This window comes from Pseudomonas sp. zfem003 (assembly GCF_032621675.1).
In the GTDB taxonomy this organism is placed as follows: domain Bacteria; phylum Pseudomonadota; class Gammaproteobacteria; order Pseudomonadales; family Pseudomonadaceae; genus Metapseudomonas; species Metapseudomonas otitidis.
The window spans coordinates 152,784-176,332 of the sequence record NZ_JAVYJG010000001.1 but is presented as its reverse complement, the minus strand read 5'-3'; the positions used below and the strand labels follow the sequence as shown (position 1 = coordinate 176,332).

19 protein-coding genes are annotated in these 23,549 nt (G+C 69.7%); 1 reads left to right on the top strand and 18 read right to left on the bottom strand.

From position 1 onward, the window contains the following. Positions 1-70 precede the first annotated feature (70 nt). From RTK35_RS00895 to RTK35_RS00810, 18 genes are all read right to left on the bottom strand, one after another. Positions 71-1,465 (bottom strand): efflux transporter outer membrane subunit, encoded by a 1,395-nt coding sequence (locus RTK35_RS00895; protein ID WP_044407474.1) that lies wholly within the window; start codon positions 1,463-1,465, stop codon positions 71-73. Continuing rightward, positions 1,462-4,650 carry an efflux RND transporter permease subunit gene (locus RTK35_RS00890; RefSeq protein WP_074971454.1) on the bottom strand — a complete coding sequence of 1,063 codons (3,189 nt, stop codon included), beginning with the start codon at positions 4,648-4,650 and terminating at the stop codon, positions 1,462-1,464. Before RTK35_RS00890 ends, RTK35_RS00895 begins: the two co-directional genes overlap by 4 nt. Before the next feature lie 11 nt (positions 4,651-4,661). Beyond that, complete coding sequence (mexE, locus tag RTK35_RS00885) at positions 4,662-5,903, bottom strand: multidrug efflux RND transporter periplasmic adaptor subunit MexE (protein WP_316907125.1); 1,242 nt, start codon at positions 5,901-5,903, stop codon at positions 4,662-4,664. Between the two features lie 146 nt (positions 5,904-6,049). Next, positions 6,050-6,523, bottom strand: a complete 474-nt coding sequence (gspM, locus tag RTK35_RS00880) for a type II secretion system protein GspM (protein WP_044407465.1) — start codon at positions 6,521-6,523, stop codon at positions 6,050-6,052. 14 nt (positions 6,524-6,537) lie between these two features. Further along, the gene (gspL, locus tag RTK35_RS00875) at positions 6,538-7,620 is read right to left on the bottom strand and encodes a type II secretion system protein GspL (RefSeq protein ID WP_316907124.1); all 1,083 of its coding nucleotides are present in this window, start codon (positions 7,618-7,620) and stop codon (positions 6,538-6,540) included. Positions 7,621-7,625: 5 nt separating this feature from the next. Continuing rightward, a complete protein-coding gene (gene gspK, locus RTK35_RS00870) occupies positions 7,626-8,498 on the bottom strand; it encodes a type II secretion system minor pseudopilin GspK (protein ID WP_316907123.1) in 873 nt (290 codons plus the stop codon). After that, entirely contained in the window at positions 8,491-9,075 is a 585-nt protein-coding gene (gspJ, locus tag RTK35_RS00865; protein WP_316907122.1) for a type II secretion system minor pseudopilin GspJ, read from the bottom strand. The genes gspK and gspJ overlap by 8 nt, the downstream gene beginning before the upstream one ends. Beyond that, a complete protein-coding gene (gspI, locus tag RTK35_RS00860; RefSeq protein WP_074971450.1) occupies positions 9,072-9,440 on the bottom strand; it encodes a type II secretion system minor pseudopilin GspI in 369 nt (122 codons plus the stop codon). The genes gspJ and gspI overlap by 4 nt, the downstream gene beginning before the upstream one ends. Next, a complete protein-coding gene (gene gspH, locus RTK35_RS00855) occupies positions 9,427-9,939 on the bottom strand; it encodes a type II secretion system minor pseudopilin GspH (protein WP_074971449.1) in 513 nt (170 codons plus the stop codon). The genes gspI and gspH overlap by 14 nt, the downstream gene beginning before the upstream one ends. Beyond that, complete coding sequence (gspG, locus tag RTK35_RS00850) at positions 9,939-10,373, bottom strand: type II secretion system major pseudopilin GspG (protein WP_044411837.1); 435 nt, start codon at positions 10,371-10,373, stop codon at positions 9,939-9,941. Before gspG ends, gspH begins: the two co-directional genes overlap by 1 nt. Positions 10,374-10,387: 14 nt before the next feature. Then, on the bottom strand, positions 10,388-11,602 hold the full coding sequence (gene gspF / locus RTK35_RS00845) for a type II secretion system inner membrane protein GspF (protein WP_044411834.1): 1,215 nt from the start codon (positions 11,600-11,602) through the stop codon (positions 10,388-10,390). Position 11,603: 1 nt separating this feature from the next. Beyond that, a complete protein-coding gene (gspE, locus tag RTK35_RS00840) occupies positions 11,604-13,073 on the bottom strand; it encodes a type II secretion system ATPase GspE (RefSeq protein ID WP_074971448.1) in 1,470 nt (489 codons plus the stop codon). Further along, positions 13,070-14,968 (bottom strand): type II secretion system secretin GspD, encoded by a 1,899-nt coding sequence (gspD, locus tag RTK35_RS00835; protein WP_074971447.1) that lies wholly within the window; start codon positions 14,966-14,968, stop codon positions 13,070-13,072. The genes gspE and gspD overlap by 4 nt, the downstream gene beginning before the upstream one ends. Next, complete coding sequence (locus tag RTK35_RS00830; RefSeq protein WP_074971446.1) at positions 14,965-15,525, bottom strand: type II secretion system protein N; 561 nt, start codon at positions 15,523-15,525, stop codon at positions 14,965-14,967. The genes gspD and RTK35_RS00830 overlap by 4 nt, the downstream gene beginning before the upstream one ends. Before the next feature lie 3 nt (positions 15,526-15,528). Beyond that, the gene (locus tag RTK35_RS00825; RefSeq protein ID WP_044411827.1) at positions 15,529-16,044 is read right to left on the bottom strand and encodes a cytochrome b; all 516 of its coding nucleotides are present in this window, start codon (positions 16,042-16,044) and stop codon (positions 15,529-15,531) included. A 71-nt stretch (positions 16,045-16,115) separates the two neighbouring features. Next, complete coding sequence (gbpA, locus tag RTK35_RS00820) at positions 16,116-17,660, bottom strand: N-acetylglucosamine-binding protein GbpA (RefSeq protein ID WP_074971445.1); 1,545 nt, start codon at positions 17,658-17,660, stop codon at positions 16,116-16,118. A gap of 459 nt (positions 17,661-18,119) precedes the next feature. Beyond that, positions 18,120-19,664 (bottom strand): N-acetylglucosamine-binding protein GbpA, encoded by a 1,545-nt coding sequence (gene gbpA, locus RTK35_RS00815; RefSeq protein WP_316907121.1) that lies wholly within the window; start codon positions 19,662-19,664, stop codon positions 18,120-18,122. Between the two features lie 234 nt (positions 19,665-19,898). Continuing rightward, positions 19,899-21,704, bottom strand: a complete 1,806-nt coding sequence (locus RTK35_RS00810; RefSeq protein ID WP_236212688.1) for a monovalent cation:proton antiporter-2 (CPA2) family protein — start codon at positions 21,702-21,704, stop codon at positions 19,899-19,901. 228 nt (positions 21,705-21,932) lie between these two features. Here RTK35_RS00810 and RTK35_RS00805 point away from each other — a divergent pair, with 228 nt between their 5' ends. Continuing rightward, complete coding sequence (locus RTK35_RS00805) at positions 21,933-23,543, top strand: acyl-CoA synthetase (RefSeq protein ID WP_316907120.1); 1,611 nt, start codon at positions 21,933-21,935, stop codon at positions 23,541-23,543. Positions 23,544-23,549: the final 6 nt, after the last annotated feature.

The following is a 23,549-nucleotide window of genomic DNA, read 5'->3' as shown; positions in this document are numbered from 1 at the left end:
AAATCCCGCACCCGAGGGGCTCGGGGCGGGATGAAATGCCGACCGGGGGGCGGTCGGGCAAGGGCAACACTCAGGCCTGGGGCTGCCAGCCGCCGCCGAGGGCCTTGTAGATGGCGACGATGCCGCTGTAGAGCTCCACTTCGGCCTGGGCCTGGGCGTCTTCGGCGGCCAGGCGTTCGCGTTCGGCGTCCAGCAGCACGAGGAAGTCCACGGTGCCTTCGCGGTAGCGCACGGCGGCCTGCTCGGCGGCGGCGCGGGTGGCTTCCGACTGGCGCACCAGGGCGACCAGGCGTTGCTGGCGCTTGCCGTAGTCGCTGAAGGCGTTCTCGGACTCTTCCAGGGCCAGCAGCACCTGCTGTTCATAGCTGGCCAGGGCGCCGTCGGCTTCGGCCTCGGCACCGCGCAGGCGGGCCCGCACGCTGCCGAGGTCGAAGGCGGCCCAGCTGATGGTGGGCGCCACGCCCCAGGCGCGTGCAGCGGAGGAGCCGATCTGCGAACCACGCCCGGCAGTGAAGCCGAGGAAGCCGGAGAGGCTGACCCGGGGGAACAGGTCCGCCGTGGCCACGCCGACGTTGGCGGTGGCAGCGGCCAGGCGCCGTTCGGCGGCGGCGACATCCGGACGACGACGCAGCAGCTCGGCGGGATCGCCGATGGGCAGTTGCTTGGCGATCACCGGCAGCGGCTTGGGCGACAGGTCCACGCTGAGCTGGTCCGGGCGCTGGCCGAGGAGGGTGGCGATGCGGTTGCGCGCGCGGCTGGCGATGGCCTGCAGTTGCGGCAGGGTGGCTTCGGTGGCGGCCAGGCGGCCGTCGGCGCGCAGCACGTCCAGCTCGCTGCCGACGCCGGCGTCGCGCAGTTGCTCGGTGAGGCCACGGGATTCCTGCTGGTTCTTCAGGTTTTCGCGGGCGATGCCCTCGCGCAGCTGGGCGCCGCGCAGGGTGCCGTAGGCGTCCACCAGTTCGGCGATGAGGCTGACCTGCAACTGCTGCAGGTCGGCCTGGGCGGCGCCGGCCTCGGCGTCGCTGGCTTCGATCTGGCGCTGGATGCGGCCGAACAGGTCCAGTTCCCAGGCCATGTCCAGGCCCAGGTCGTAGCGCTCGGTGGTCACCCGGTCCTCGGTCTGGCCGGGCTGCTGGGCCTTGCCGCCCTGGGCGGCTGCGCGGCTGGTGATCACCGGCAACTGGTCGTTGCCGACGTCGTCACGGATGGCACGGGCGGCGCGCAGGCGGGCGAAGGCCACGCGCAGCTCGCGGTTCTGTTCGAGGGACTGCTGCACCAGCTGGTTCAGGGTCGGGTCGTCGAACTGCTGCCACCAGAGGCTCTCGAAGTGCGAACGGTCGACCGGGGTGGCCTCGGCCGAGGCGAGCCGCGCGGGCTCGCTCTCGGGGGCCTTGTAGTCCGGGCCCACGGCACAGGCGGATAGCGCCAGTGCCAGCAGGGCAGGGGCGAATGCCTTGTTGATCATGCGTGCAGTTCCTTGAGTTTCTGGGCCTTGGCCGCCTTGCGCGCTTCGCCTTTCTCGACGAAGCCGCGGATCAGCACATAGAACACCGGGGTCAGCAGCAGGCCGAAGAAGGTCACGCCGATCATCCCGCTGAACACCGCTACACCCATGGCGTGGCGCATCTCGGCACCGGCACCGGAGGACAGCACCAGGGGCACCACGCCCATGATGAAGGCGATGGAGGTCATCAGGATCGGGCGCAGACGCAGGCGGCAGGCTTCCAGTACCGCGGCCAGGCGGTCGAGGCCTTCTTCCTGTTTCTCCTTGGCGAACTCGACGATGAGGATGGCGTTCTTGCACGCCAGGCCCACCAGTACGATCAGGCCGATCTGGGTGAAGATGTTGTTGTCGCTGCCGGCGAGGATCACCCCGACGATGGCGGAGAACAGCACGGTCGGCACGATCAGGATCACCGCTAGCGGCAGGCTCCAGCTTTCGTACTGGGCGGCCAGCACCAGGAAGGCCAGCAGCACGCAGAGCGGGAAGATGAAGATCGCGGTGTTGCCGGCGAGGATCTGCTGGTAGGTCAGGTCCGTCCACTCGTAGGTCATGCCGTTGGGCAGCTCTTCCTTGAGCAGCTTGGCGATGGCGTCCTCGGCCTGGCCGGAGCTGTAGCCGGGGGCGGCGGCGCCGTTGATCTCGGCGGTGATGAAGCCGTTGTAGTGCATGACGCGGTCCGGGCCCGAGCTGTTGTCCACCTTGACGAAGGTGGACAGCGGGATCATCTCGCCCCGGTTGTTGCGCACCTTCAGCTGGCCGATCTGCTCGGGCTCCAGGCGGAACGGTTGGTCAGCCTGGACGTTGACCTGGTAGGTGCGGCCGAAGCGGTTGAAGTCGTTGGCGTACAGCGAACCCAGGTACACCTGCATGGTGTCGAAGATGTCGCTGATGGCCACACCGTGGGTCTTGGCCTTCTCGCGGTCGATGGCGGCATCCACCTGGGGCACGTTGACCTGGTAGCTGGTGAACACCGACATGGGGTTCAGCTCCGGCAGCTGGCGCGCCTTGGCGATGATGTTCTGGGTCTGCTTGTACAGCTCCTCGTAGCCCAGCCCGCCACGGTCCTCCACCTGCAGGCGGAAGCCGCCGATGGTGCCGAGGCCCTGCACGGGCGGCGGCGGGAAGATGGCGATGTAGGCGTCCTGGATCCCGGCGAACTCCTGGTTCAGGGCGGCGGCGATGGCCCCGGCGGACATGGATGGGTCCTTGCGCTCATCGAAGGGCTTGAGCGGGGTGAACACGATGCCGCTGTTGGGGCTGTTGGTGAAGCCGTTGATGGACAGGCCGGGGAAGGCCACGGTGTTCTCCACGCCCGGGTGCTTGGCGGCGATCTCGGACATGCGCTTGATCACGGCCTCGGTACGGTCGAGGGTGGCGGCGTCCGGCAGTTGGGCGAAGGCCACCAAGTACTGCTTGTCCTGCTGCGGCACGAAGCCGGTGGGGGTGCTGGAGAAGCCCAGGTAGCCGCCCAGCAGCAGGCCGCCGTAGACCAGCATGGCGATGCTGCTGCCGCGCAGCACACGGCGCACGGTGCCGACGTAGCCCTTGCCGGCGCGGTCGAAGAAGCGGTTGAACGGGCCGAACAGCCAGCCTCCGAAGAGCCGGTCCAGCAGGCGCGAGAAACGGTCCTTGGGTGCGTGGTGGTCCTTCAGCAGGACGGCGGCCAGGGCCGGCGACAGGGTCAGGGAGTTGAACGCCGAGATCACCGTGGAGATGGCGATGGTCAGCGCGAACTGCTGGTAGAACTGCCCGGTGAGGCCGGAGATGAAGGCGGTGGGCACGAACACCGCGCACAGCACCAGGGCGGTGGCGACGATGGGGCCGGTCACTTCCTTCATGGCCTGGCGGGTGGCCTCCACCGGCGACTTGCCGAGGCCGATGTTCCGCTCGACGTTCTCCACCACGACGATGGCGTCGTCCACCACGATGCCGATGGCCAGCACCAGGCCGAACAGCGACAGGGCGTTGAGGGAGAAGCCGAACAGGTGCATCACTGCGAAGGTGCCGATCAGCGACACCGGCACGGCGGCCAGCGGGATGATCGAGGCGCGCCAGGTCTGCAGGAACAGGATCACCACCAGCACCACCAGCACGATGGCTTCGAGCAGGGTGTGCACCACTGCCTCGATGGAGCCGCGCACGAAGATGGTCGGGTCATAGACGATTTCGTAGTCCATGCCCTGGGGGAAGCCCTGTTTCAGCTCGGCCATGCGCTGGCGCACCGCATCGGAGATGGCGATGGCGTTGGAGCCGGGGCGCTGGAACACCGGGATGGCCACCGCCGGCTGGTTGTTCAGCAGCGAGCGCAGGGCGTACTGGTTGGAACCCAGCTCGACCCGGGCGATGTCCCGCAGGCGGGTGATTTCGCCGTCGTCGCCGGCGCGGATGATGATGTTCTCGAACTCTTCCTCGGTGACCAGGCGGCCCTGGGTGTTGATGGAGAGCTGGAAGCTGTTGCCGGCATCCGACGGCGGCGCGCCGAGGGCACCGGCGGCGACCTGGCGGTTCTGTTCGCGGATGGCGTTGACCACGTCGGTGGCGGTCAGGTTGCGCGAAGCCACCTTGTTCGGGTCCAGCCACACGCGCAGGGAGTAGTTGCCCATGCCGAACAGCTGCACGTCGCCCACGCCGTCCAGGCGCGCCAGCTCGTCCTTGACGTTGAGCGCGGCGTAGTTGGACAGGTAGAGCATGTCGTAGCGCTGATCCGGCGAGGTCAGGTGCACCACCATGGTCAGGTCCGGGGAGGCCTTGTCCACGGTCACGCCGAGCCGCTGCACTTCGGTGGGCAGGGTGGGCATGGTGCGGGTGACGCGGTTCTGCACCTGCACCTGGGCGTTGTCCAGGTCGGTGCCGAGGGCGAAGGTCACGGTGAGGGTGAGCTTGCCGTCGTTGGTGGACTGGGAGGACATGTAGAGCATGCCTTCCACGCCGACGATGGCCTGCTCCAGCGGCGAGGCCACGGTTTCACCGATCACCTTGGGGTTGGCGCCGGGGAAGTTGGCGCGCACCACCACCGTGGGCGGCACCACTTCGGGGTATTCGCTGATGGGCAGCTGGAACAGCGAGATGGCGCCGCCGATCAGGATCAGCAGCGACAGCACGGCGGCGAAGATCGGCCGCTTGATGAAGAACTGGGAAAAATTCATGGCGTACTACCTCAGCCGCGCGGGCTGACGGAGGGTTTTGCGTTCTGTTCGGCCACGCGCGGGGCATCACGGCCTTCCACCGAGCGGCGCAGGTCGTCCAGGCGGGCGAGGGTCTTGTCGTCGGCCATGGGCACCGCCTGCGGGTCCACGGTGGCGCCGGGCATGGCGCGCTGCAGGCCGTTGACGACGATCTTCTCGCCCTTGGCCAGGCCAGTGCGGATGATGCGCAGGCCTTCCACCTTCGGGCCCAGCTCCACCGGGCGGTAGCTCACGGTGTTGTTGTCGCCCAGCACCAGCACGTACTTCTTGCCGAGGTCGGTGCCGATGGCTTCGTCCTTCACCAGGGCGGCGGGGTAGGTGTCGCTGCCCACCAGCTTGACCCGGGCATAGAGGCCGGGGGTGAACTGGCCGTCGGTGTTGTCGAACACGGCGCGGCCACGGATGGTGCCGGTGCGCGGGTTGACCTGGTTGTCGAGGAAGTCCAGCTGGCCCTGGTGCGGGTTGCCGGCCTCGCTGGACAGGCCCAGGTACACCGGGCTGGCGCCACGGGCGTCGGCACCGGCCTTGCGGGCCAGCTCCACGTACTTGAGGAACACGCGCTCGTCGGCGTCGAAGTAGGCGTAGACCTTGTCGGTGGAGACCACCGAGGTCAGCAGCGATTCGCCGGCGTTGACCAGGTTGCCTTCGGTGATCTCGGCACGGCTGACGCGGCCGTCGATGGGCGCGGTGACGCGGGTGAAGCCGAGGTTGAGGCGGGCATTGTCCAGTTGCGCCTGGATCGCCGCGACATTGGCCTGGGCCTCGGCGGCGGCGCTGGTGCGGGCGTCGGCCAGCTCGGCGGAGATGGCGTTGCTCTGGCGCAGGCGGTCACCACGGCGGGCTTCGTTCTGGGCGCGGTTGAGGCCGGCGCGGGCCTGCTGCAGCTGGGCTTCCAGGCGTTTCACTTCGGCCTGGAAGGGGCGCGGGTCGATCTGGAAGAGCAGGTCGCCCTTCTTCACCAGGCCGCCTTCGTGGAAGGCCACCTTGTCGATGTAGCCGGAGACGCGGGGACGGATCTCGACGGATTCGGGGGCTTCCAGGCGCCCGGTGAATTCATCCCATTCGTTGATCGGCTGCTGCAGCACTTCGGCAACGCTGACCTTGGCGGCGGCCTGGTTCATCGGGGCCTCGGGCGTCTTGCCGCAGGCCGCGAGCACCAGCATTGCGGCGAGGGTAAGGCCGGTGCGCCAGGGTTTGTGGGGGGTCTGTTCCATGTGTAGCTCCGCCAGTTGGACTTGTGAGTGGGCGGAGTCTGCGTCGCGGGGCTGAGCGGAACGAATCGAACGCTACGAAGGTGACTATCACTCTCAGTGATGAATGGTTCCGGGAGTGCCTCCAGGCGTCGCCGGAGGCGCTGGCATCAGTGCCCCGGTTCCACCAGCAGGCGGGCGCGGGCGAGGGCGTCGGGGTTCACTTCAAGGCCCAGGCGGGTGACCCGGGCGCCGGCCCGTTCCACGCTCTGCAGCCAGCCCAGCAGGGCGTCGAGGCTGCCTTCCAGGGTGAGGTGGATGGCGCCGCCGGCTTCGTTGTCCATGCGCTCGATGTTCAGTTGCGCCTCGGCGCCGGAGCGGGCCAGCAGGCCGGGCAGGGCCTTGGCGTCCAGGCTGGCGCGGGGGGCACTGGCGGGCAGGCGGGTGAGGTCGAAGCGCAGCATCTGCGCCTGCTGGTACTGCTGCTGGGCGTGCTGCAGGGCGGCGCGCTCCGGTTGCAGCAGCAGGGTCCAGGCCAGCACGGGGGTGAGGAACAGCACGAGCAGCAGCAGGGCGCGGCGCTCACGGGGTGGCAACTGGTCCCAGCGCTGGCGCAAGGGGGCGGTGAGGGTGGCGGGCGACATGGGGGCTCCTCGGGTCAGGGGGTGGCGATCTGCAGGCGCGCGCTGACGCCCTGGGCGTCACGGGCGCCGGCGTCGGACTGCACCGCCAGGCCCTGGCCGGTGAGCCCTTCGCGCAGGCGTTCGAGGTCGGCGAAGGAAGCGCTGCCGACCCGCAGGGTCCAGCCTTCGCCAGCCTGGTAGTCGAGCCGCTGGACCTTGGCCAGGGCGCCGCCGCCGGCACTCCAGGTGCGCGCCAGGTGCTCCAGGCCGCGGGCCAGGTCGGCGTCGGGCTGGTCGGCCTTGGCCAGGCGGGCGCGCACCTGGCGCTCCAGGTCCACCACGCGGGGCTCGTCGGGCACGCGGGCCCGCCACTGGGCGAGGTTCTCGGCCTCCAGGGTGGCGGTGGCCTGCTCCAGGGCCTGGCGCTGTATGCGGTCATGCAGCCATTGGCCGCTGCCGGCGAGCACCAGCAGCAGGGCCAGGGTGCCCCAGGGCATGGCACGGCGGTCGCCACCGGCGAACTCGCCCTGGCGCAGGTCGATGGCCTGGCGGCTGCCTTCGGCCAGCAGCGCCCAGGGTTCGTCTTCCCGCTGCTGCAGGTCGCTGGGCAGCAGCGCGGCGCTGGCGGCCAGGGTTTCGTCGTCCAGGGCATCGCAGAGGCCGGGGGCGCCGCCCACCAGCCAGCGACCGGCACAGCGCAGGGCCAGGGGTTGGCCGGGGGGCAGGCAGTCGGCGTCGAGGTGGATGCGCCGGGGCGTCAGCCCCACGGCGGACAGACGCTCCAGGCAGGCCCTGAGCCAGGCGCGGTCGAGGGCGATCACCCGGCACTGGCGGCCCTGTTGCAGCGGCCCCTGGGCCAGGTGCAGGCGGTCCAGGTCGTCCAGCAGGCGTTCTTCCAGGGCGGAGCGCACCGCCTGGCGCAGCCAGCGGCCGCTGCGCGCCGGGACCTCGACGCTGTGCAGGCTGGCAGCCTCGGCGGGCAGCAGCAGGGTCAGGGCGTGGCCGGCCAGTGCCTCGGCGGCCTGCTCCAGGTTGCCCTGGGCGGGGGCGCCGGTGGCCGTCCACCAGGTGGCGGGGCTGTCGGCGGCGGGGGTGGACAGGTGGAGCCAGGCGTGCACGGGGGTCACTCCGTCGTTGAAGGGGATGGGAGCACCTGGCGACGCAGCACCCGCAGGTGCCCGTCCTGTTCCAGGCGCAGGTCGCTGGCCAGGTGCAGGCGGCGGTCGCCCAGCTCGGCCAGCAGGTGGATGCGGAAGAAGCGGCTGTCCACGGCCAGGCCCGGGGCGCGCACTTCGCGGCCCTGCAGCAGGGGCAGTTCGAGGAAGTCCTGCACCGTGGCCCAGCCGTCGGCGGGGCGTGCCTGCACCAGAGTGCGGGCGAGGGACGGGTCGAGGCCTTCCAGGCTCGCCAGCTGCACCGCCGAGGCGGTGTTGAGGTTGAGGGACGCGCCGCCGAGTGTCGCCACGTGGGGTGCCAGGCGGGCGAAGTCCTGGGGAGCGAGGTCGCCCAGGCGCAGCAGCTCGCTGGCATCCAGCAGGCCCTGGGCCTTGCCGCCGGGGCCGGGCCGGGTGGGCAGGCGTGCGGGGTCGTGGGCGGGCACGTCGAGCTGGGCCAGCAGGCGCTGGTAGCGGGCGCGCTGCAGGTCGCTGCGGCCGACCCGCAGGTGGTCGAGGTCGAAGCGGCCGGCCAGGTCTTCGATGCGCACCTGCACCTGGCCGCCGCCCAGGTCCCAGCGCTGTGGCGTGCGTGCCCAGCCCTGGCCGAGGTGGACCTGGGGCGGGTCTTCGCGGTTGGCCAGGTCGTCCCGCAGTTGCTGGCGGGCCCAGGTCTCGCCGCTCAGGGCCATCTGCCAGAGGTGCTGCTGGTCCAGCTGGCGGGCGGTGGCGGCCAGGCTCAGGCGCTGGCGGGCGAGCATGTCGGCCACCACCAGGGTCACCAGGGCGGTGACCAGCAGCACGCTGAGCAGGGCGACGCCGCGCTGGCGGTGTTCAGTCATCACGCTGGCCCTCGCTACCGGGCAGGAGGATCACCCGGCGCAGCTCCGAGTAGCCCGGTGCGTCGAGCACCAGGTCCACGGCGGCCGGCAAGGCCAGGGCGCCGCCTGTGGCGGGCCAGCTGTCGTGGCGCGCGCCCTGGGCGTCGATGTAGCCCAGGCGCAGCAGGGTGACGCCCTGCAGCAGGCGCTGGCGGCGGGTGGCGCCGTCGTCGGGGTTGCGGAATTCGCGCCACCATTCGCCGTCTTCCCACTGGTGGCTCACCAGCAGCAGGTCGCTGCGGGGCTGGCCGAGGGGGTTGGCCGCGCCACCGCGCAGCAGGCGCAGGCGGTCGTCTCGGCCGATCAGCGCCTGGCGCCGGCTGGGGTCGTCGGGCAGGGGGCGGGGCACGGCCTGCCAGAGGTCGCGCTGGAGGATGTCCAGGGCCCGCTGCAGGCTGCGCAGTTGCTGTTCGTGCAATTCGATGCGCTGTTCGCTGTGCAGCACCCGCTGCAGCAGCTGGTAGCTGGCCAGGCCTAGTAGGCTGAACAGGGCGATGGCGATCAGCACTTCCAGCAGGGTGAAGCCGCGCTGGGTCATGGGCGGGCCTCGATGAAGCCGTTCAGGCGCGCGCGGGTCACCGGCGGTCGGCCGGGCACGGCGACGGCCACGTCCACTTCCAGCAGGCGCGGGTCGGGGGCGTTGCCCACTTCCACAGCCAGCAGCCATTCGCGGCCGGCGAAGGCGATGCGCTCTTCCCGGTGGCCCATCTGCGGTGCCAGCAGGCCGACGCGCAGTTCGTTGAGACGGTTGTCCGCCAGCCAGCTGGCGAGGCTGCGCTCCACCAGCCCGGCGCTGTTGCGGGCGACGTGGGTGGCGGCGCTGTAGAGCGCGACGGAGAGGGTGGCGAAGATCGCCAGGGCGACCATCACTTCCAGCAGGGTGAAGCCGTCAGAGCGTTTCAACGCGCACCTCCTCCAGGCCGTCGCTGGACAGTTCCAGCACCGGCCGGCCGCGCACCTCGATCTGCAGGCTGAAGGGCGTCAGCTCGTCGCTGGAGAGCACCAGCAGCTGGGGGCCGGGGCCGGGCACGGGGGCGCCCAGGCCGGGGGCCTGCTCGCCCAGTTCCAGGTGCAGGCGCAGGCTGTCGGGCAGCTGCTGCGGGCGGTAGTCGCTGGCCGGGATCCAGCGGCCGTCGGTGTCCAGTCGGTGCACGGAGTAGCCGTCGGGTTCGATGCGCACGCCCAGTTCCTGGCGCTCCAGCATGGCGTCCTCGCGCAGCAGGCCGAGCAGGCTGCGCAGGCGCTCGGCTTCGCGCTTGGCGTGCTGCGGGCCGTGGTCGCTCTGGGCGAGGGTCAGGGTGCTGGCCAGCAGGCCGACCATGAGGATCACCACCAGCACTTCCAGCAGGGTGAAGCCTCGGCCCTGGCGAGCCGGCGGGGTGCGGTGGCGCCAGCGCTGCATCAGAGGTCCCAGTTGCCGATCTCGGCATTCAGGCCTTCGCCGCCGGCACGGCCGTCGGCACCGAAGGAGAACAGGTCGTAGGCGGTGCCGCGGCTGCCGGGAACCACGTACTGGTAGGGGTTGCCCCAGGGGTCGACGGGCAGGCGCTTGAGGTAGCCGTCGGGGTTCCAGTTGCGCGCGGCCGGGGTGCCGCTGGGCTTGCTGACCAGCGCTTCGAGGCCCTGCTGGGTGCTGGGGTAGCCGTGGTTGTCGAGCTTGTAGATGTCCAGCGCCATGGCGATGGCCTTGATGTCGCTGCGGGCGGCGGTGACCTTGGCCTGGTCCGGGCGGTTCATGATCTGCGGGACCACGAGTGCGGCGAGGACGCCGAGGATGACCACGACGACCATGATTTCGATCAGGGTGAAACCCCGTTGCCGGTTGCGGGTGTGCATGGGTGTGCCTGCCTTCAGGTGATGAGTTGGTTGAGGCTGAGGATGGGCATCAGGATCGCCAGGACGATGAGCAGCACGCTGGCGCCCATGAACACCAGCATCGCCGGTTCGAACAGTCCGACGAGCATGGCGATGCGGTTGGCCAGCTGGGTTTCCTGCTGGGTGGCGGCGCGGTCGAGCATGGCGTCCAGCTCGCCGGAGCGCTCACCGCTGGCGATCAGGTAGAGCATCATCGGCGGGAAGTGGCCGCTGCGCTCCAGTGCCCGGGTCAGGCCGCCACCTTCTCGCACCGAGCGCGCCACGTCTTTGAGACTCGTCCGAATCCGTTGGTTGGCCACCACTTCGGCGGCGATTTCCAGGGCGTCCACCAGCGGTACGCCGCTGCGCCCGAGGATGGCCAGGGTGCTGGTGAAACGGGTGCAGTTGCTCGCCCGCAGCACCTTGCCCACCACCGGCAGGCGCAGCTGCAGGCCGTGCCAGGCCAGGCGCGTGGCGGGGCGGCGCAGGGCCAGGTGCACGCCCACCGCTGCGCCGGCGACGAGCAGCAGCATCAGCAGGCCGTGGGCCTGCAGGCCGGCACTGGCGGCGATCAGGCCTCGGGTCAGGGCGGGCAGCTCCTGGCCGCTGTCGATGAACACCTTGACCACGTCCGGCACCACGAAACCGAGCAGGAAGCCGACGATGCCGAAGGCCGCCACCAGCAGGATGCTGGGGTAGAGCATGGCCAGCTGCAGCTGCTGGCGCGCCGCCTGGCGGGCCTCGGTGTAGTCGGCCAGTTGCATCAGCACCTGGGCCAGGTGGCCGGCGCGCTCCCCGGCGGCCACGGTGGCGCGGTACAGCGCCGGGAAGGCGCGGGGGAACTCGGCCATGGCGCGGGCCAGGCCGTGGCCTTCCAGCACCCGCGCGCGGATGGCCAGGACCATGGCCTGGTGGGCGCGCTTCTCGCACTGGGCGGCGACCGCCGCGAGCACCTCTTCCAGGGGCAGGGCGGCCTGCACCAGGGTGGCCAACTGGCGGGTCAGCAGGGCCAGGTCGGCGGTGGACAGCCCCTGGCGGTTGCGCCCCGGGGCGCCCTCGCGCGGGGTGCTGCCCCGGTGGTTCCTGAGCTTGAGTGGCACCAGGTTGCGCTCGCGCAGCAACTGGCGCGCCTGGCGCTCGCTGTCGGCTTCCTGCACACCGCGCAGCTTGCGGCCGCCCGGGTCCATGGCGAGGTATTCGTAGGCGGCCATCTCAGTCCTCCCGGGTGACGCGCAGCAGTTCTTCGAGGCTGGTCACGCCGGCCAGCACCTTGTCGCGGCCGTCCATGAACAGGCTGGGGCCGTGGCGGCGGGCGTGGCGGGTCAGTTCGGCCTCGCCGGCGCCCTGGTGGATCAGCTGGCGCAGGGCTTCGTCCAGCAGCACCAGTTCGTAGAGGCCCTGGCGGCCGCGATAGCCGCTGTGCTGGCAGGCATCGCAGCCCACCGGGTGCCAGAGCGTGGGGCGCGCCTGCGGGTCGAGGCCGAGGTGCTCGCAGGCAGCGTCGTCGGCGGGGCCGGGCTGCTTGCAGTGCGGGCAGAGCACCCGCACCAGGCGCTGGGCCAGCACGCCCACCAGGGAGCTGCACAGCAGGAAGGGCTCGACGCCCATGTCCACCAGGCGGGTGACGGCGCCCACGGCGCTGTTGGTGTGCAGGGTGGAGAGCACCAGGTGGCCGGTGAGCGAGGCCTGCACGGCGATCTCGGCGGTTTCGTGGTCGCGGATCTCACCCACCATGACCACGTCCGGGTCCTGGCGGAGGATGGCCCGCAGGCCCCGGGCGAAGGTCATGTCCACCTTGGTGTTGACCTGGGTCTGGCCGATGCCGGGCAGGTGGTACTCCACCGGGTCCTCGATGGTGAGGATGTTGCGGGTCTGGCTGTTGAGGCTGGCCAGGCCGGCGTAGAGGGTGGTGGTCTTGCCCGAGCCGGTGGGGCCGGTGACCAGCAGGATGCCGTGGGGGCGCGCCAGGGCGCCTTCCAGGCGGCTGCGGGTGCCGGGGTCCATGCCCAGGCGGCTGAGGTCGAGGCGGCCGGCCTGCTTGTCCAGCAGGCGCATCACCACCCGTTCGCCGTGGGTGGAGGGCAGGGTGGAGACGCGCACGTCCACTTCGTGGCCGGCGATGCGCAGGGCGATGCGGCCGTCCTGGGGGATGCGCTTTTCGGCGATGTCCAGCCGCGCCATGACCTTGATCCGCGACACCAGCAGCCCGGCCAGTTCACGGCGGGGCTGGAGGATCTCGCGCAGCAGGCCGTCCACCCGCAGGCGCACGGAGAGGTGGCGCTCGAAGGTCTCCAGGTGGATGTCGGAGGCCTTGGCCTTCACCGCCTCGGCGAGGATGGCGTTGATCAGGCGGATGATCGGCGCGTCGTCTTCCTGCTCCAGCAGGTCGGTGGTCTGCGGCAATTGCTCGGCGAGGCTGGCCAGGTCGTCCTGGCCGGCCATGGCGTCGCCCAGGCCGTCGGCCACTTCGCGGGCGTCGTTCTGGCCGTCCTGGTAATGGCTGGCCAGGGCCTGGGCGAAGGCCTCGGCGTCCAGCACCCGGGGGCGCAGGGCGCTGCCGTGCTGGCGGCGTACCTCGGCGAGGATCGCCAGCTCGGCGCCGGCCCGGCACAGCAGCTCGCCGCCGTGCAGCAGCACGCCGTGGCGCCGGGCGTAGCTGAAGGGCAGGCGCGCGCTGCTCATCGCCCCTTGGCTCCGCGCATGTCCAGCACCTGGCCGCCGTCGTTGTCGAACAGCTGGCGCGGGTCGCTAGGCAGCAGCAGCCCGCTGGGGCCGCGGTCGTTGCTGCGCAGGTTGCGCAGGTCGTTGTACTTGCGCTGGCCGAGTTCACCACTCTCCTCGCTGGTGCGCAGCAGGGTCGGGCGCAGGAAGACCATGAGGTTGGTCTTCTCGGTGACCTCCTTGGTGGAGCGGAACAGCCCGCCGATCAGGGGGATGTCGCCCAGCAGCGGCACCTTGCTGACCTGGGTCTTGACGTTGTCCTTGATCAGGCCGCCGATGACGATGATCTGCCCGTTGTCGGCGAGGATGGTGCTCTTGATCGCGCGCTTGTTGGTGATGGCGTCGCTGGTGGTGATGCCCGGCGGGGCGGCGGCCAGCTCGGAGCTCTCCTGCTCGACCTTGAGGCGCAGGCTGTTGCCCTCGTTGATGTGCGGGGTGACCTTGAGGGTCACGCCGATGTCGCGGCGCTCGACGGTGGTGAAGGGGTTGTTGGCCCCGGCCGCGTCGGTGGTGTAGGAGCCGGTCTGGAAGGGCACGTTCTGACCGACGAGGATCTCCGCCGGTTCGTTGTCCAGGGTCAGCAGGCTGGGGGTGGAGAGCAGGTTGTTGTTGGAGTCGCTGGACAGGGCGGTGACCAGGGCGGCGAAGTGGCCGCTGCCGACGCCGATCACACCGCCGTCGGGCAGGGTGGGGCGCTTGCCGTCCTGCAGGGTGCCCAGCAGGGAGCCGATGGTCAGGCCGCTGCCGCCGAACTGGATGGAACCGGCTGCGTCGCCGCCACGGCCGGCCCACTGCACGCCGAGGGCGTCGTTGATGTCGCCGCTGACTTCGACGATGGCCGCTTCCACCAGCACCTGGGCGCGGGGGCGGTCGAGCTGGGCAATCACGGCGTCGAGGGTCGCCAGCTGGGCCGGTTCGGCCATCAGCACCAGGGCGTTCTGGCTTTCGTCGGCGCTGATGAGGATGGAGCCGGCACGGCCTTCCTTGCCGCCGTTGCCCACTTCCATGCGCTTGCCGATGCCGGAGAGCAGGTCGGCCAGTTGCTTGGCGTCGGTGTGGTGCAGGCGCACCACGCGGGTGCCGTCGTTGGCGTTGCCGGGCACGTCCAGCTGGCGGGCGAGGGTGGCCATCTGCTCGCGGGCCTGGCTCGGGCCGACCAGGATCAGCCGGTTGCTGCGGGCATCGGCGATGGCGCGGGCGCCGGCCGGGGCACCGCTGCCCTGGTTGACGCTCTCGGTGAGGGTGGCGGCCAGGTCGGTGGCCCAGGCGTGCTTGAGGCCGAGGGTGGAGAAGGCGCGCTCGCCGGCGCTGTCCAGCTCGCGCACCAGGGAACGGATGCGGCCGACGTTGCTGGCGCTGTCGGTCACTACCAGGGCGTTGGAGCTGCTGGAGGGGGCGACGTAGGCGTCCACCGCCACCAGCGGGCGCAGCACGGCGGCCACTTCGGCGGAGGTGGCGTTGCGCAGCGGGATGACCTCGGTGACGAACTCGTCGTCTGCCGCCTGCTCGCTGCCGCTGGCCTTGGTCTTGGCGTCGGCCACGGGGACGATCAGCACGCGGTCGCCCTGGTCGAGGGCGGCGTAGCCCTGGCTGCGCAGCACGGTGAGGAACAGCGAGTAGATGCCGGCCTGGTCCAGCGCGCTGCTGGACTGCACGGTGACCTTACCGCTCATGCGCGGGTCGAGGACCATGGTCTTGCCGGTGATTTCGCCGACTTCGCTGACCAGGTCGCGCAGTTCGGCGTCCTTCATGTTCAGCGTCCATTGGCGGGATTCGTTGCGTTCGGCGAACGCGGGAAGGGGGGCGAGCAGGGTGCCAAGCACCAGCAGCGCGCCGGTCACGCGGGGCAGTTTCATGGTCGGGTCTCCGGCGTGTGGGTGGGGGCCCCGTTTGCGATTTCGGCCGCAGGCGGACGGGGTACGAAAAGGCGGGTTTCAGGGCGCGGGAAACCCAGGCGGTAGTCGCGACCGCCGTGCTGCAGCAGCACGTGGTCGGGGGCGACGGCACGCAGTACGGCGCCGCCGGGCAAACGGTCGCCGATGCGGTAGAAGGCGCTGCCCGACGGGCCGGCGATCAGCGCGCGGGAGTCGGCCTCGCCGCGTTCGGCCAGGCTCGCCATCAGCACCAGCGAGAGGCTGGTGCTGGCGTCTTCGGCGGCCTCCTCGGGGCTAATGCTGGCGGGCAGCACGCCGAAGAGCAGGGCCACCAGGGTGCTGTCCAGCGGCGCGGCCTCGGCAGCCACCGGGGCGGCGGCGCTGGGGGCCGGCTGGGCCAGCTCGGCGGCCAGGGCCTGGCGGGCGTGCCAGGCATCCCGGGCGAGCCAGGCCAGCCAGCCGGCGAGGGCGAGCACGGCCAGGGCCAGCAGGGCCCGGCGCAGCGGCAGGCGGAGGTCGGGACGCAGCGACGGCAGCATGGCTCAGGGCTTCATCCGGTCGAGCACGGCGTGGCCGCGCAGTTGATGGAACACCACGGCGCCGATATGGCCGGCGACCAGCAGGGCCAGCACCACGCAGAACAGGCGATGGCTGCTGTTGAAGAATTCGATGAGTACCGGCTCGGCGAACGGCTGCGGCAGGGTGGCCAGGCCGAACAGGTCGATGGGGCGGTCCATCATCAGCACGCCGGTGGCGAGCACCAGGGCGGTGGCGATGTACAGCGCCAGGTGGCCCGCCTTGGCGAGGAACTGGCCGAGGCCGTTGCCGTGGGCGATGTCGTCAGGGCCGGGCTGGGCCAGGGCGTAGCCGATGCGCAGCACGAAGAACGGGATCAGCAGCGCAGTGAGCGAGACGTTGATGAAACCGATGGCCTCGGACAGGGCCGCCGGGACATCCAGCAGGGCATTGGCGAAGCCGGTGACGGTGGCCCAGAGGATGACCAGCGCCGAACCCCAGTGCAGCAGGGCGCGGGGACGCGAGTAACGAGCAGTGGACATGAACAGTGTTCCCAGGGAAATGAAGAGGAGCGTGGCGCCAGGCGCCACGCTCCGTTTGTTGCAGGCTCGGGTTACTTGCGTTTCCAGGCCATGTTCCAGTGGGAGCCCTTGCCGGGTTCGAACTGGGTGGAACCGGTGTTCCACTGCTTGCAGTAGCCGCTGGCCGGGAACGGCAGGCACTCGTAGGTGTTGCCATCCTTCGCCAGTACGGTGGTGCCGGCCTTGTAGCTCTGCAGGCCATCCGGGAAGACGAAGTCGTAGTCACCGCTGCCGGGGTTCTCGCCACCGCCTTCGCCCGGGTTCTCGCCGCCGCCGTTACCCGGCTCGGCAATCAGGGTGAAGCTGTGGGTCTGCTGCAGCAGGGAGCCTTTCTTCGGCGTGGCGACCACGACCAGGTCGTGTGCACCGGCTTCAGCCTTGTCCAGGGTCATGTGGAAGTGCGGGGTGTTGCCCGGCGCGGCTTCCTTGTGAGCGATGGTCTCGCCCTTGGCGTTCAGCACGGTGGCCTTGATCTGGAACTCGCCGCCTTGTGCGATGGCGTTGAAGTGCAGGTCAGCCTTGCCGTCCTTGATCTGGTAGCTGGAGGACAGGCCAGTCAGGCTCAGGGAACCCGGAACGGAGGGCTTGTCCTTCTGGACTTCGACGTTGGTGACCTTGCTGTCGGCCTTGACGTGGATGCCGTTGCGGCCGTGGTTCGGGACGATCTCGCCGTTGGCGTTCAGTTCACCGAGCTTGTAGCCGTAGTCACCGGCGTTGACCTTCTGGGCCAGCAGGAAGGGCCAGGTGTTGGCCTGGGCCTGTTCGGCGGTGGCGATCTTCATCTCGACGGTGTTCAGCGGGCCGGTCTTGCTGAAGGCGCGCAGGGTCACGGTGTCGCCGACGCTCAGGGCTTCCGGCTGCACGGCGCCGATCTGGTTCCACTCCGGAGCGGGCGGCGGGGTTTCGCCACCACCGGCCTGGTCGCCGTCGATATTGACGTCGACGACGGAGTAGAAGGTGGCGTCGGTGTCGCCTACGCGCCAGGTGGCGAGAATCACGTGGTAGCCGCTGCGGTCAGCCGGGACGTTCACGCGGTGGGTGGTTCTGCCCTGGCCCTGGGGACGCACGCTCACGCCTTCGACATAGGGCTCGTGCAGCAGCGGGGTGGCTTCGAAGCTGTCACGGGTCAGCGGCTGGTTGGGGTTCCAGTCCTTCTTGGTGATGTAGAACTGCCAGTAGGCCGTGGCGTGGCCAGCGGTGTAGAACCAGGTGATGTCCTGCGGGCCGGGCTTGATGGTGGTCTTGGCCCAGCGGGTGGCGGTCTGCTCGTTCAGCTTGCCGTAGGCGTCGTGGCCGCCAGCAGCGATGGTGCCGTCAGCCGGACCGCACTCCATGAAGGAACCGCCGCACCACTTGCCACCGTGGTGGAAGTCGGAACCCGGGCGGTATTCGACACTCTGGGGTTCCCATTGGATGTTGCCGCAGTCTGCGTTCAAGCTGCCGCCGGAGGAGGCGCACATGTAGGAACGGGCTTTCGGGCTTTCGATGTAGCCGTGGGCGAAGGCCTGCTGGGAGGCCAGGGTGGCGAAGCCGATGGCCAGGGCCAGGGGGAGTTTGCGAAGGCTCTGCTTGCGCATGTGTTGAAGGTCCTTGTGGGTAGGTTTCAAAGGAGCCCTCGATGCAGGCGTGGGGTCGATCATGTCTTCTCCAGCCCCCGCATCTCGGGACTGGGGTCAGAATGCCGTCGGGCCTGGACCGCTCACATTGGACGAGTCCGAAAGCCGTTCGGCCGCTCGGGACGGCAGGCATGGGGAAGGAAGCTGTACCGCCGGGAGGGCCGGACAGGGCGAGGAGTGCGGGGCTGCAGCAAGCTGGCCGCGTCGCCAAGGAGGGTTTCCGGGCGCAGCAGGCCGTCAGAAGGTCGGGATGCGGCCTGGGCATGGCCGATGCGCAGGGCGAAGGACGGAATCAGCAGTGCGGTGGACGGGACGTGGGTGCTGCACACGAGCCAGGCGTCGTGGACAGGGGCGCTGTTCCCATTGAAACGAAAAGGAGCGTGGCGCTAGGCGCCACGCTCCTTTTATTGCAGGCTCGGGTTACTTGCGTTTCCAGGCCATGTTCCAGTGGGTGCCCTTGCCGGGCTCGAACTGGGTGGAACCGCTGGTCCACTGCTTGCAGTAGCCGCTGGCCGGGAACGGCAGGCACTCGTAGGTGTTGCCATCCTTCGCCAGTACGGTGGTGCCGGCCTTGTAGCTCTGCAGACCATCCGGGAAGACGAAGTCGTAGTCACCGGTGCCGGGGTTCTCGCCACCGCCTTCGCCCGGGTTCTCGCCGCCGCCGTTACCCGGCTCGGCAATCAGGGTGAAGCGGTGAGTCTGCTGCAGCAGCTCGCCTTTCTTCGGAGTGGCCACGACCACCAGGTCATGTTCGCCGGCTTCCACGTTGTTCAGCGCCATGTGGATGTGCGGGGTATTGCCCGGCGCGGCTTCCTTGTGAGCGATGGTCTCGCCCTTGGTGTTGAGCACGGTGGCCTTGATCTGGTACTCGCCGCCCTGTGCGATGGCGTTGAAGTGCAGGTCAGCCTTGCCGTCCTTGATCTGGTAGCTGGAGGCCAGGCCGGTCAGGTTCAGGGAACCCGGTACGGAGGGCTTGTCCTTCTGGACTTCGACGTTGGTGACCTTGCTGTCGGCCTTCACGTGGATGCCGTTGCGGCCGTAGTTCGGGACGATCTCACCAGCGGTGTTCAGTTCGCCGAGCTTGTAGCCGTAGTCACCGGCGTTGACCTTCTGGGCCAGCAGGAAGGGCCAGGTGTTGGCCTGGGCCTGTTCAGCGGTGGCGATCTTCAGCTCGACGGTGTTCAGCTGGGTGCTCTTGTCGAAGGCGCGCAGGATCACGGTATCGCCGATGCTCAGGGCTTCCGGCTGCACGGCACCGATCAGGTTCCACTCCGGAGCGGGCGGCGGGGTTTCGCCACCACCGGCCTGATCGTTGTCGATGTTCACGTCGATGGCCTGGTAGAAGGTGGCGTCGGTGTCGCCAACGCGCCAGGTGGCGAGAATCACGTGGTAGCCGCTGCGGTCAGCCGGCACATTCACCTTGTGAACGGATCTGCCGTTGGCCTGGGGACGCTCATGTACACCCGGGATGAACTGCTCGTGGGCGATCGGCGTGGCTTCGAAGGCGTCGCGGGTCAGCGGCTGGTTGGGGTTCCAGTCCTTCTTGGTGATGTAGAACTGCCAGTAGGCCGTGGCGTGACCCTGGGTGTAGTACCAGGTGAAGTCCTGCAGGCCGGGCTTGATGGTGGTCTTGTTCCAGCGGGTGGCGGTCTGCTCGTTCAGCTCGCTGAAGCGCTTGATGCCACCTGCAGCAATGGTGCCTTCTGCCGGTCCACATTCCTGGAAGGTACCGCCGCACCACTTGCCATTCAGGTGATGGTCAACTGGCGGGGCGTATTCAACGCTCTGGGGTTCGTACTGGATGTCGCCGCAGCTGGCGTTCAGGTTGCCGCCGGTGGAGGCGCACATGAAGGAGCGGGATTTCGGGATTTCGATGTAGCCGTGGGCGATGGCCTGCTGGGAAGCCAGGGTGGCGAGGCCGACGGCCAGGGCCAGGGGGAGTTTGCGAAGGCTCTGCTTGCGCATGCGTTGAAGGTCCTTGTGGATAGGTCTTAAAGGAGCCCTCGATGCAGGCGTGGGGTCGATGGGGTCTTCTCCAGCCCCTGCATCTCGGGACTGGGGCCAGAATGCCGTTGGGGTCGGAGCGCTCACATGGGACGAGTCCGAAAGCCGTTCGGCCGCTCAGGGTTGCGGGTATGGGGGCGGGAAGGCAGCGCCGCTGGGTGGACCGGCGGCGCGGGGAGGGCGGGACGCGGGCAGCTACTTGACCGCCTGGTCCTCGATGCGGTCGGCGTCGAACAGGGTCTCCAGCTCGGCACGGGCCTCGCGGGCGGTCTGCAGCATGGCAGCCGTGTCGCCGTGGACCTTGTACTGGGCCGCCAGGACTTCCTCGTCGTGGCGCTGGAAGCGGCGGATGCGCGCCTCCGCCTGCTCGGGCGGCAGGCCCATGGCGAGGAGGATCTGCCGGGCCATCTCCAGGCTGGAATAGAAGGTCTCGCGCACCGGCATGGCGCCCAGGTCGAGCAACTGGTGCACGTGCTGGCGGTCACGGGCGCGGGAGATGATCTTCAGGTGCGGGTAGAGCCGGTGCACCAGTTCGGTGGTGCGCAGGTTGGTGACCGGGTCGTCGGTGGCGATGACGAAGAACTCGGCCTTGTCCACCTTGGCGGCGCGGAGGATCTCCGGGCGCAGCGGGTCGCCGTAGAAGATCGGGATGCGGCCCAGGCTGCGGGACAGCTCGATGGTTTCCACCGAGGTATCCAGCGCCAGGAAGGGCACGCGCTGGGCGTGCAGCACACGGGCGATGATCTGGCCCATGCGCCCGGTGCCGGCGATCACCACGCGCGGGGTATCGCCTTCGATGCGCTGGTACTCCTCGGGCACCTCCACGGGGGCCGGCGCCGTCTTGGCGAAGCGGCTCACCAGCAGGATCAGCAGGGGCGTCATGGCCATGGACAGGGTGATGGCCAGCACCAGATAGCCGTGCAGGTCGGCATCCACCAGGCGGTGCTCGCGGGCCATCTTGAACACCACGAAGGCGAACTCGCCGCCAGCCGCCAGCACCACGGCCAGGCGCAGGGCGCTCTGCCGCACCAGGCGGCCCGCCACGCGCGCCACCAGGTACAGCACCGGGAACTTGCAGGCCACCAGCAGCAGGGTGAGGCCCAGCACCAGCAGCGGCTGGCGCAGCAGCAGGCCGAGGTCGGTGCTCATGCCCACGCTGATGAAGAACAGGCCGAGCAGCAGGCCCTTGAAGGGTTCGATCTGCGCTTCCAGTTCGTGACGGTATTCCGAGTCGGCCAGCAGCAAGCCGGCGAGGAAGGCGCCCAGGGCCATGGACACGCCGGCTTCCTCCATCAACCAGGCGGTGCCGATCACCACCAGCAGCGCGGTGGCGGTGGACACCTCCTGCAGGCCGGTGCGGGCCACCACGCGGAACACCGGGCGCAGCAGGTAGCGGCCACCGATGATCACCAGGCCGATGCTGCCCACCACCTCGGCGAGGTGGCGCAGGCCGCCGCCGTCCTGCTCCGGGGTGGCCGAGCCGCTGAGCAGCGGCACCAGGGCGATCAGCGGGATCGCCGCGATGTCCTGGAACAGCAGGATGGCGAAGGCCAGGCGCCCGTGGGGGCTGGTCAGCTCCTTGCGCTCGGCGAGGATCTGCAGGCCGAACGCCGTGGACGACAGCGCCAGGCCCAGGCCGAGCACCACCGAGGCCTGCCAGCTCTGGGCGAAGCCGAACCCGGCCACACTGCCGATCAAGGCCCCGGTGAACAGCACCTGGGCCAGGCCGACACCGAATACCGAGCGACGCATCACCCACAGGCGCTTGGGCGACAGCTCCAGGCCGATGATGAACAGCAACAGCACCACCCCCAGCTCGGACAGCGTGGCGACGCTCTGCGGGTCATTCACCAGCCCGAGCACGGACGGGCCGATGAACAGACCGGCAAACAGATAACCGAGCACCGCGCCCAGGTGCAGGCGACGGGCGAGCGGAACGGCGAGGACGGCGGCGAGCAGGAAGACGACGGCGACCTGCAACGAGCTGCCTTCATGGGGCATGGCGGAATCCTTGGTAAAGCGGGAACGGTGCCTACAGGCGGGTGGAGGGCAAGGATAGGGGCTGCTACTGGCCGCTGTCACCGTTTTTGGCCCCCGTGCGGGGCTCTGGATCGCAGGGGCGAGTGTCAAAAACGCTCGCCCTGATCGGTGGCTTTCGACATTGCCCGTGCTGCAGGTGCGCCGGATCATCCGCCCACGCTCCCCCACAAGAACAAGACGGAGTTACCCATGCGCGACTACTTCTCGGCTGCCCATTCCTTCGACCTCGACGCCGCCTGGGCCGGGCTGGCCGGTGATCCGGCGGCGCTCAACGCCTGCACCGAATGCTGCGACCGCCACCCGCCGGAGGCCCTGGCGCTGGTGTGGGAGGGCCGTGATGGCCAGCGGGCGCGCTGGACCTTCGGTGAGCTGCGCGCGGCCTCCGCCCGCTTCGCCAACCTGCTGGCCAGCCGGGGCATCGGCGCGGGTGACTGCGTGTCGGGCATGCTGCCGCGCACGCCGGAGCTGCTCATCACCATCCTCGGCACCTGGCGCGCGGGGGCCATCTACCAGCCGCTGTTCACCGCCTTCGGGCCCAAGGCCATCGAGCACCGGGTGCACAGCGCCGGGTCGAAGCTGGTGGTCACCGACCTGGGCAACCGCAGCAAGCTGGACGAGGTGGAGAACGCGCCGCCGGAGCTGACGGTGGGCGATGACTTCCGGCCGGAGCTGGAACGCCAGGCCACTGCCTTCGAGCCGGTGCTGCGCCGGGCCGAGGACCCCTTCCTGCTGATGTTCACCTCCGGCACCACCGGCCTGGCCAAGCCGCTGGAGGTGCCGCTGAAGGCGATTCCCGCGTTCGTCAGCTACATGCGCGACGCGGTGGACCTGCGCCCCGAGGACCGCTTCTGGAACCTTGCCGATCCCGGCTGGGCCTACGGCCTGTATTACGCCGTGACCGGTCCGCTGGCCATGGGGCACGCCACCACCTTCTTCGAGGGTGGCTTCACGGTGGAGAGCACCTGCCGGGTGATCCGCGAGTACGGCATCACCAACCTGGCGGGCTCGCCCACGGCCTTCCGCCTGTTGCTGGCCGCCCGCGACGAAGTGGAAGCCGCCCTGAAGGGCCGGTTGCGGGCGGTGAGCAGCGCCGGCGAGCCGCTGACGCCGGAGGTGATCCGCTGGTTCGCCGAGGGCCTGGGTTGCACCATCCATGACCACTACGGGCAGACCGAGCTGGGCATGGTGCTGTGCAACCACCACGCCCTGGAGCACCCGGTGCGCCTGGGCGCTGCCGGCTTCGCCATGCCCGGCCACCGCGTGGTGGTGCTGGACGAGCAGCACCGCGAGCTGCCGCCCGGCCAGCCGGGCATCCTCGCGCTGGACCGGGCGCGCTCGCCGCTGTTCTGGTTCCCCGGCTACCGCGCCATGCAGACCCGCGCCTTCGTCGGCGACTACTACCTGAGCGGCGACACCGTGGAGCTGAACGAGGACGGCAGCATCAGCTTCGTCGGGCGTGCCGACGACGTGATCACCACCTCCGGCTACCGGGTCGGCCCCTTCGATGTGGAGAGCGCGCTGATCGAGCACCCGGCGGTGATCGAAGCGGCGGTGATCGGCAAGCCCGACCCGGAGCGCACCGAGGTGGTGAAGGCCTTCGTGGTGCTGCACGCCGGCCACGCGCCGGACGAACCCCTGGCCGAGGCGCTGCAGCAGTACGTGCGCAAGCGCCTCTCGGCCCATGCCTACCCCCGCGAGATCGAATTCGTCGCGGAACTGCCCAAGACCCCCAGCGGCAAGATCCAGCGCTTCCTCCTGCGCAACCAGGAGATCGCCAAGGCCCAGGCCGCTGCCCACTGATCCGAG

What these genes read in the sequence shown, in the direction of transcription:
- RTK35_RS00895 (WP_044407474.1), bottom strand. Translation starts at nt 1,465, where the DNA reads ATGATCAACAAGGCATTCGCCCCTGCCCTGCTGGCACTGGCGCTATCC.
- RTK35_RS00890 (WP_074971454.1), bottom strand. Translation starts at nt 4,650, where the DNA reads ATGAATTTTTCCCAGTTCTTCATCAAGCGGCCGATCTTCGCCGCCGTG.
- mexE (WP_316907125.1), bottom strand. Translation starts at nt 5,903, where the DNA reads ATGGAACAGACCCCCCACAAACCCTGGCGCACCGGCCTTACCCTCGCC.
- gspM (WP_044407465.1), bottom strand. Translation starts at nt 6,523, where the DNA reads ATGTCGCCCGCCACCCTCACCGCCCCCTTGCGCCAGCGCTGGGACCAG.
- gspK (WP_316907123.1), bottom strand. Translation starts at nt 8,498, where the DNA reads ATGACTGAACACCGCCAGCGCGGCGTCGCCCTGCTCAGCGTGCTGCTG.
- gspJ (WP_316907122.1), bottom strand. Translation starts at nt 9,075, where the DNA reads ATGACCCAGCGCGGCTTCACCCTGCTGGAAGTGCTGATCGCCATCGCC.
- gspH (WP_074971449.1), bottom strand. Translation starts at nt 9,939, where the DNA reads ATGCAGCGCTGGCGCCACCGCACCCCGCCGGCTCGCCAGGGCCGAGGC.
- gspG (WP_044411837.1), bottom strand. Translation starts at nt 10,373, where the DNA reads ATGCACACCCGCAACCGGCAACGGGGTTTCACCCTGATCGAAATCATG.
- gspF (WP_044411834.1), bottom strand. Translation starts at nt 11,602, where the DNA reads ATGGCCGCCTACGAATACCTCGCCATGGACCCGGGCGGCCGCAAGCTG.
- gspE (WP_074971448.1), bottom strand. Translation starts at nt 13,073, where the DNA reads ATGAGCAGCGCGCGCCTGCCCTTCAGCTACGCCCGGCGCCACGGCGTG.
- gspD (WP_074971447.1), bottom strand. Translation starts at nt 14,968, where the DNA reads ATGAAACTGCCCCGCGTGACCGGCGCGCTGCTGGTGCTTGGCACCCTG.
- RTK35_RS00830 (WP_074971446.1), bottom strand. Translation starts at nt 15,525, where the DNA reads ATGCTGCCGTCGCTGCGTCCCGACCTCCGCCTGCCGCTGCGCCGGGCC.
- RTK35_RS00825 (WP_044411827.1), bottom strand. Translation starts at nt 16,044, where the DNA reads ATGTCCACTGCTCGTTACTCGCGTCCCCGCGCCCTGCTGCACTGGGGT.
- gbpA (WP_074971445.1), bottom strand. Translation starts at nt 17,660, where the DNA reads ATGCGCAAGCAGAGCCTTCGCAAACTCCCCCTGGCCCTGGCCATCGGC.
- gbpA (WP_316907121.1), bottom strand. Translation starts at nt 19,664, where the DNA reads ATGCGCAAGCAGAGCCTTCGCAAACTCCCCCTGGCCCTGGCCGTCGGC.
- RTK35_RS00810 (WP_236212688.1), bottom strand. Translation starts at nt 21,704, where the DNA reads ATGCCCCATGAAGGCAGCTCGTTGCAGGTCGCCGTCGTCTTCCTGCTC.
- RTK35_RS00805 (WP_316907120.1), top strand. Translation starts at nt 21,933, where the DNA reads ATGCGCGACTACTTCTCGGCTGCCCATTCCTTCGACCTCGACGCCGCC.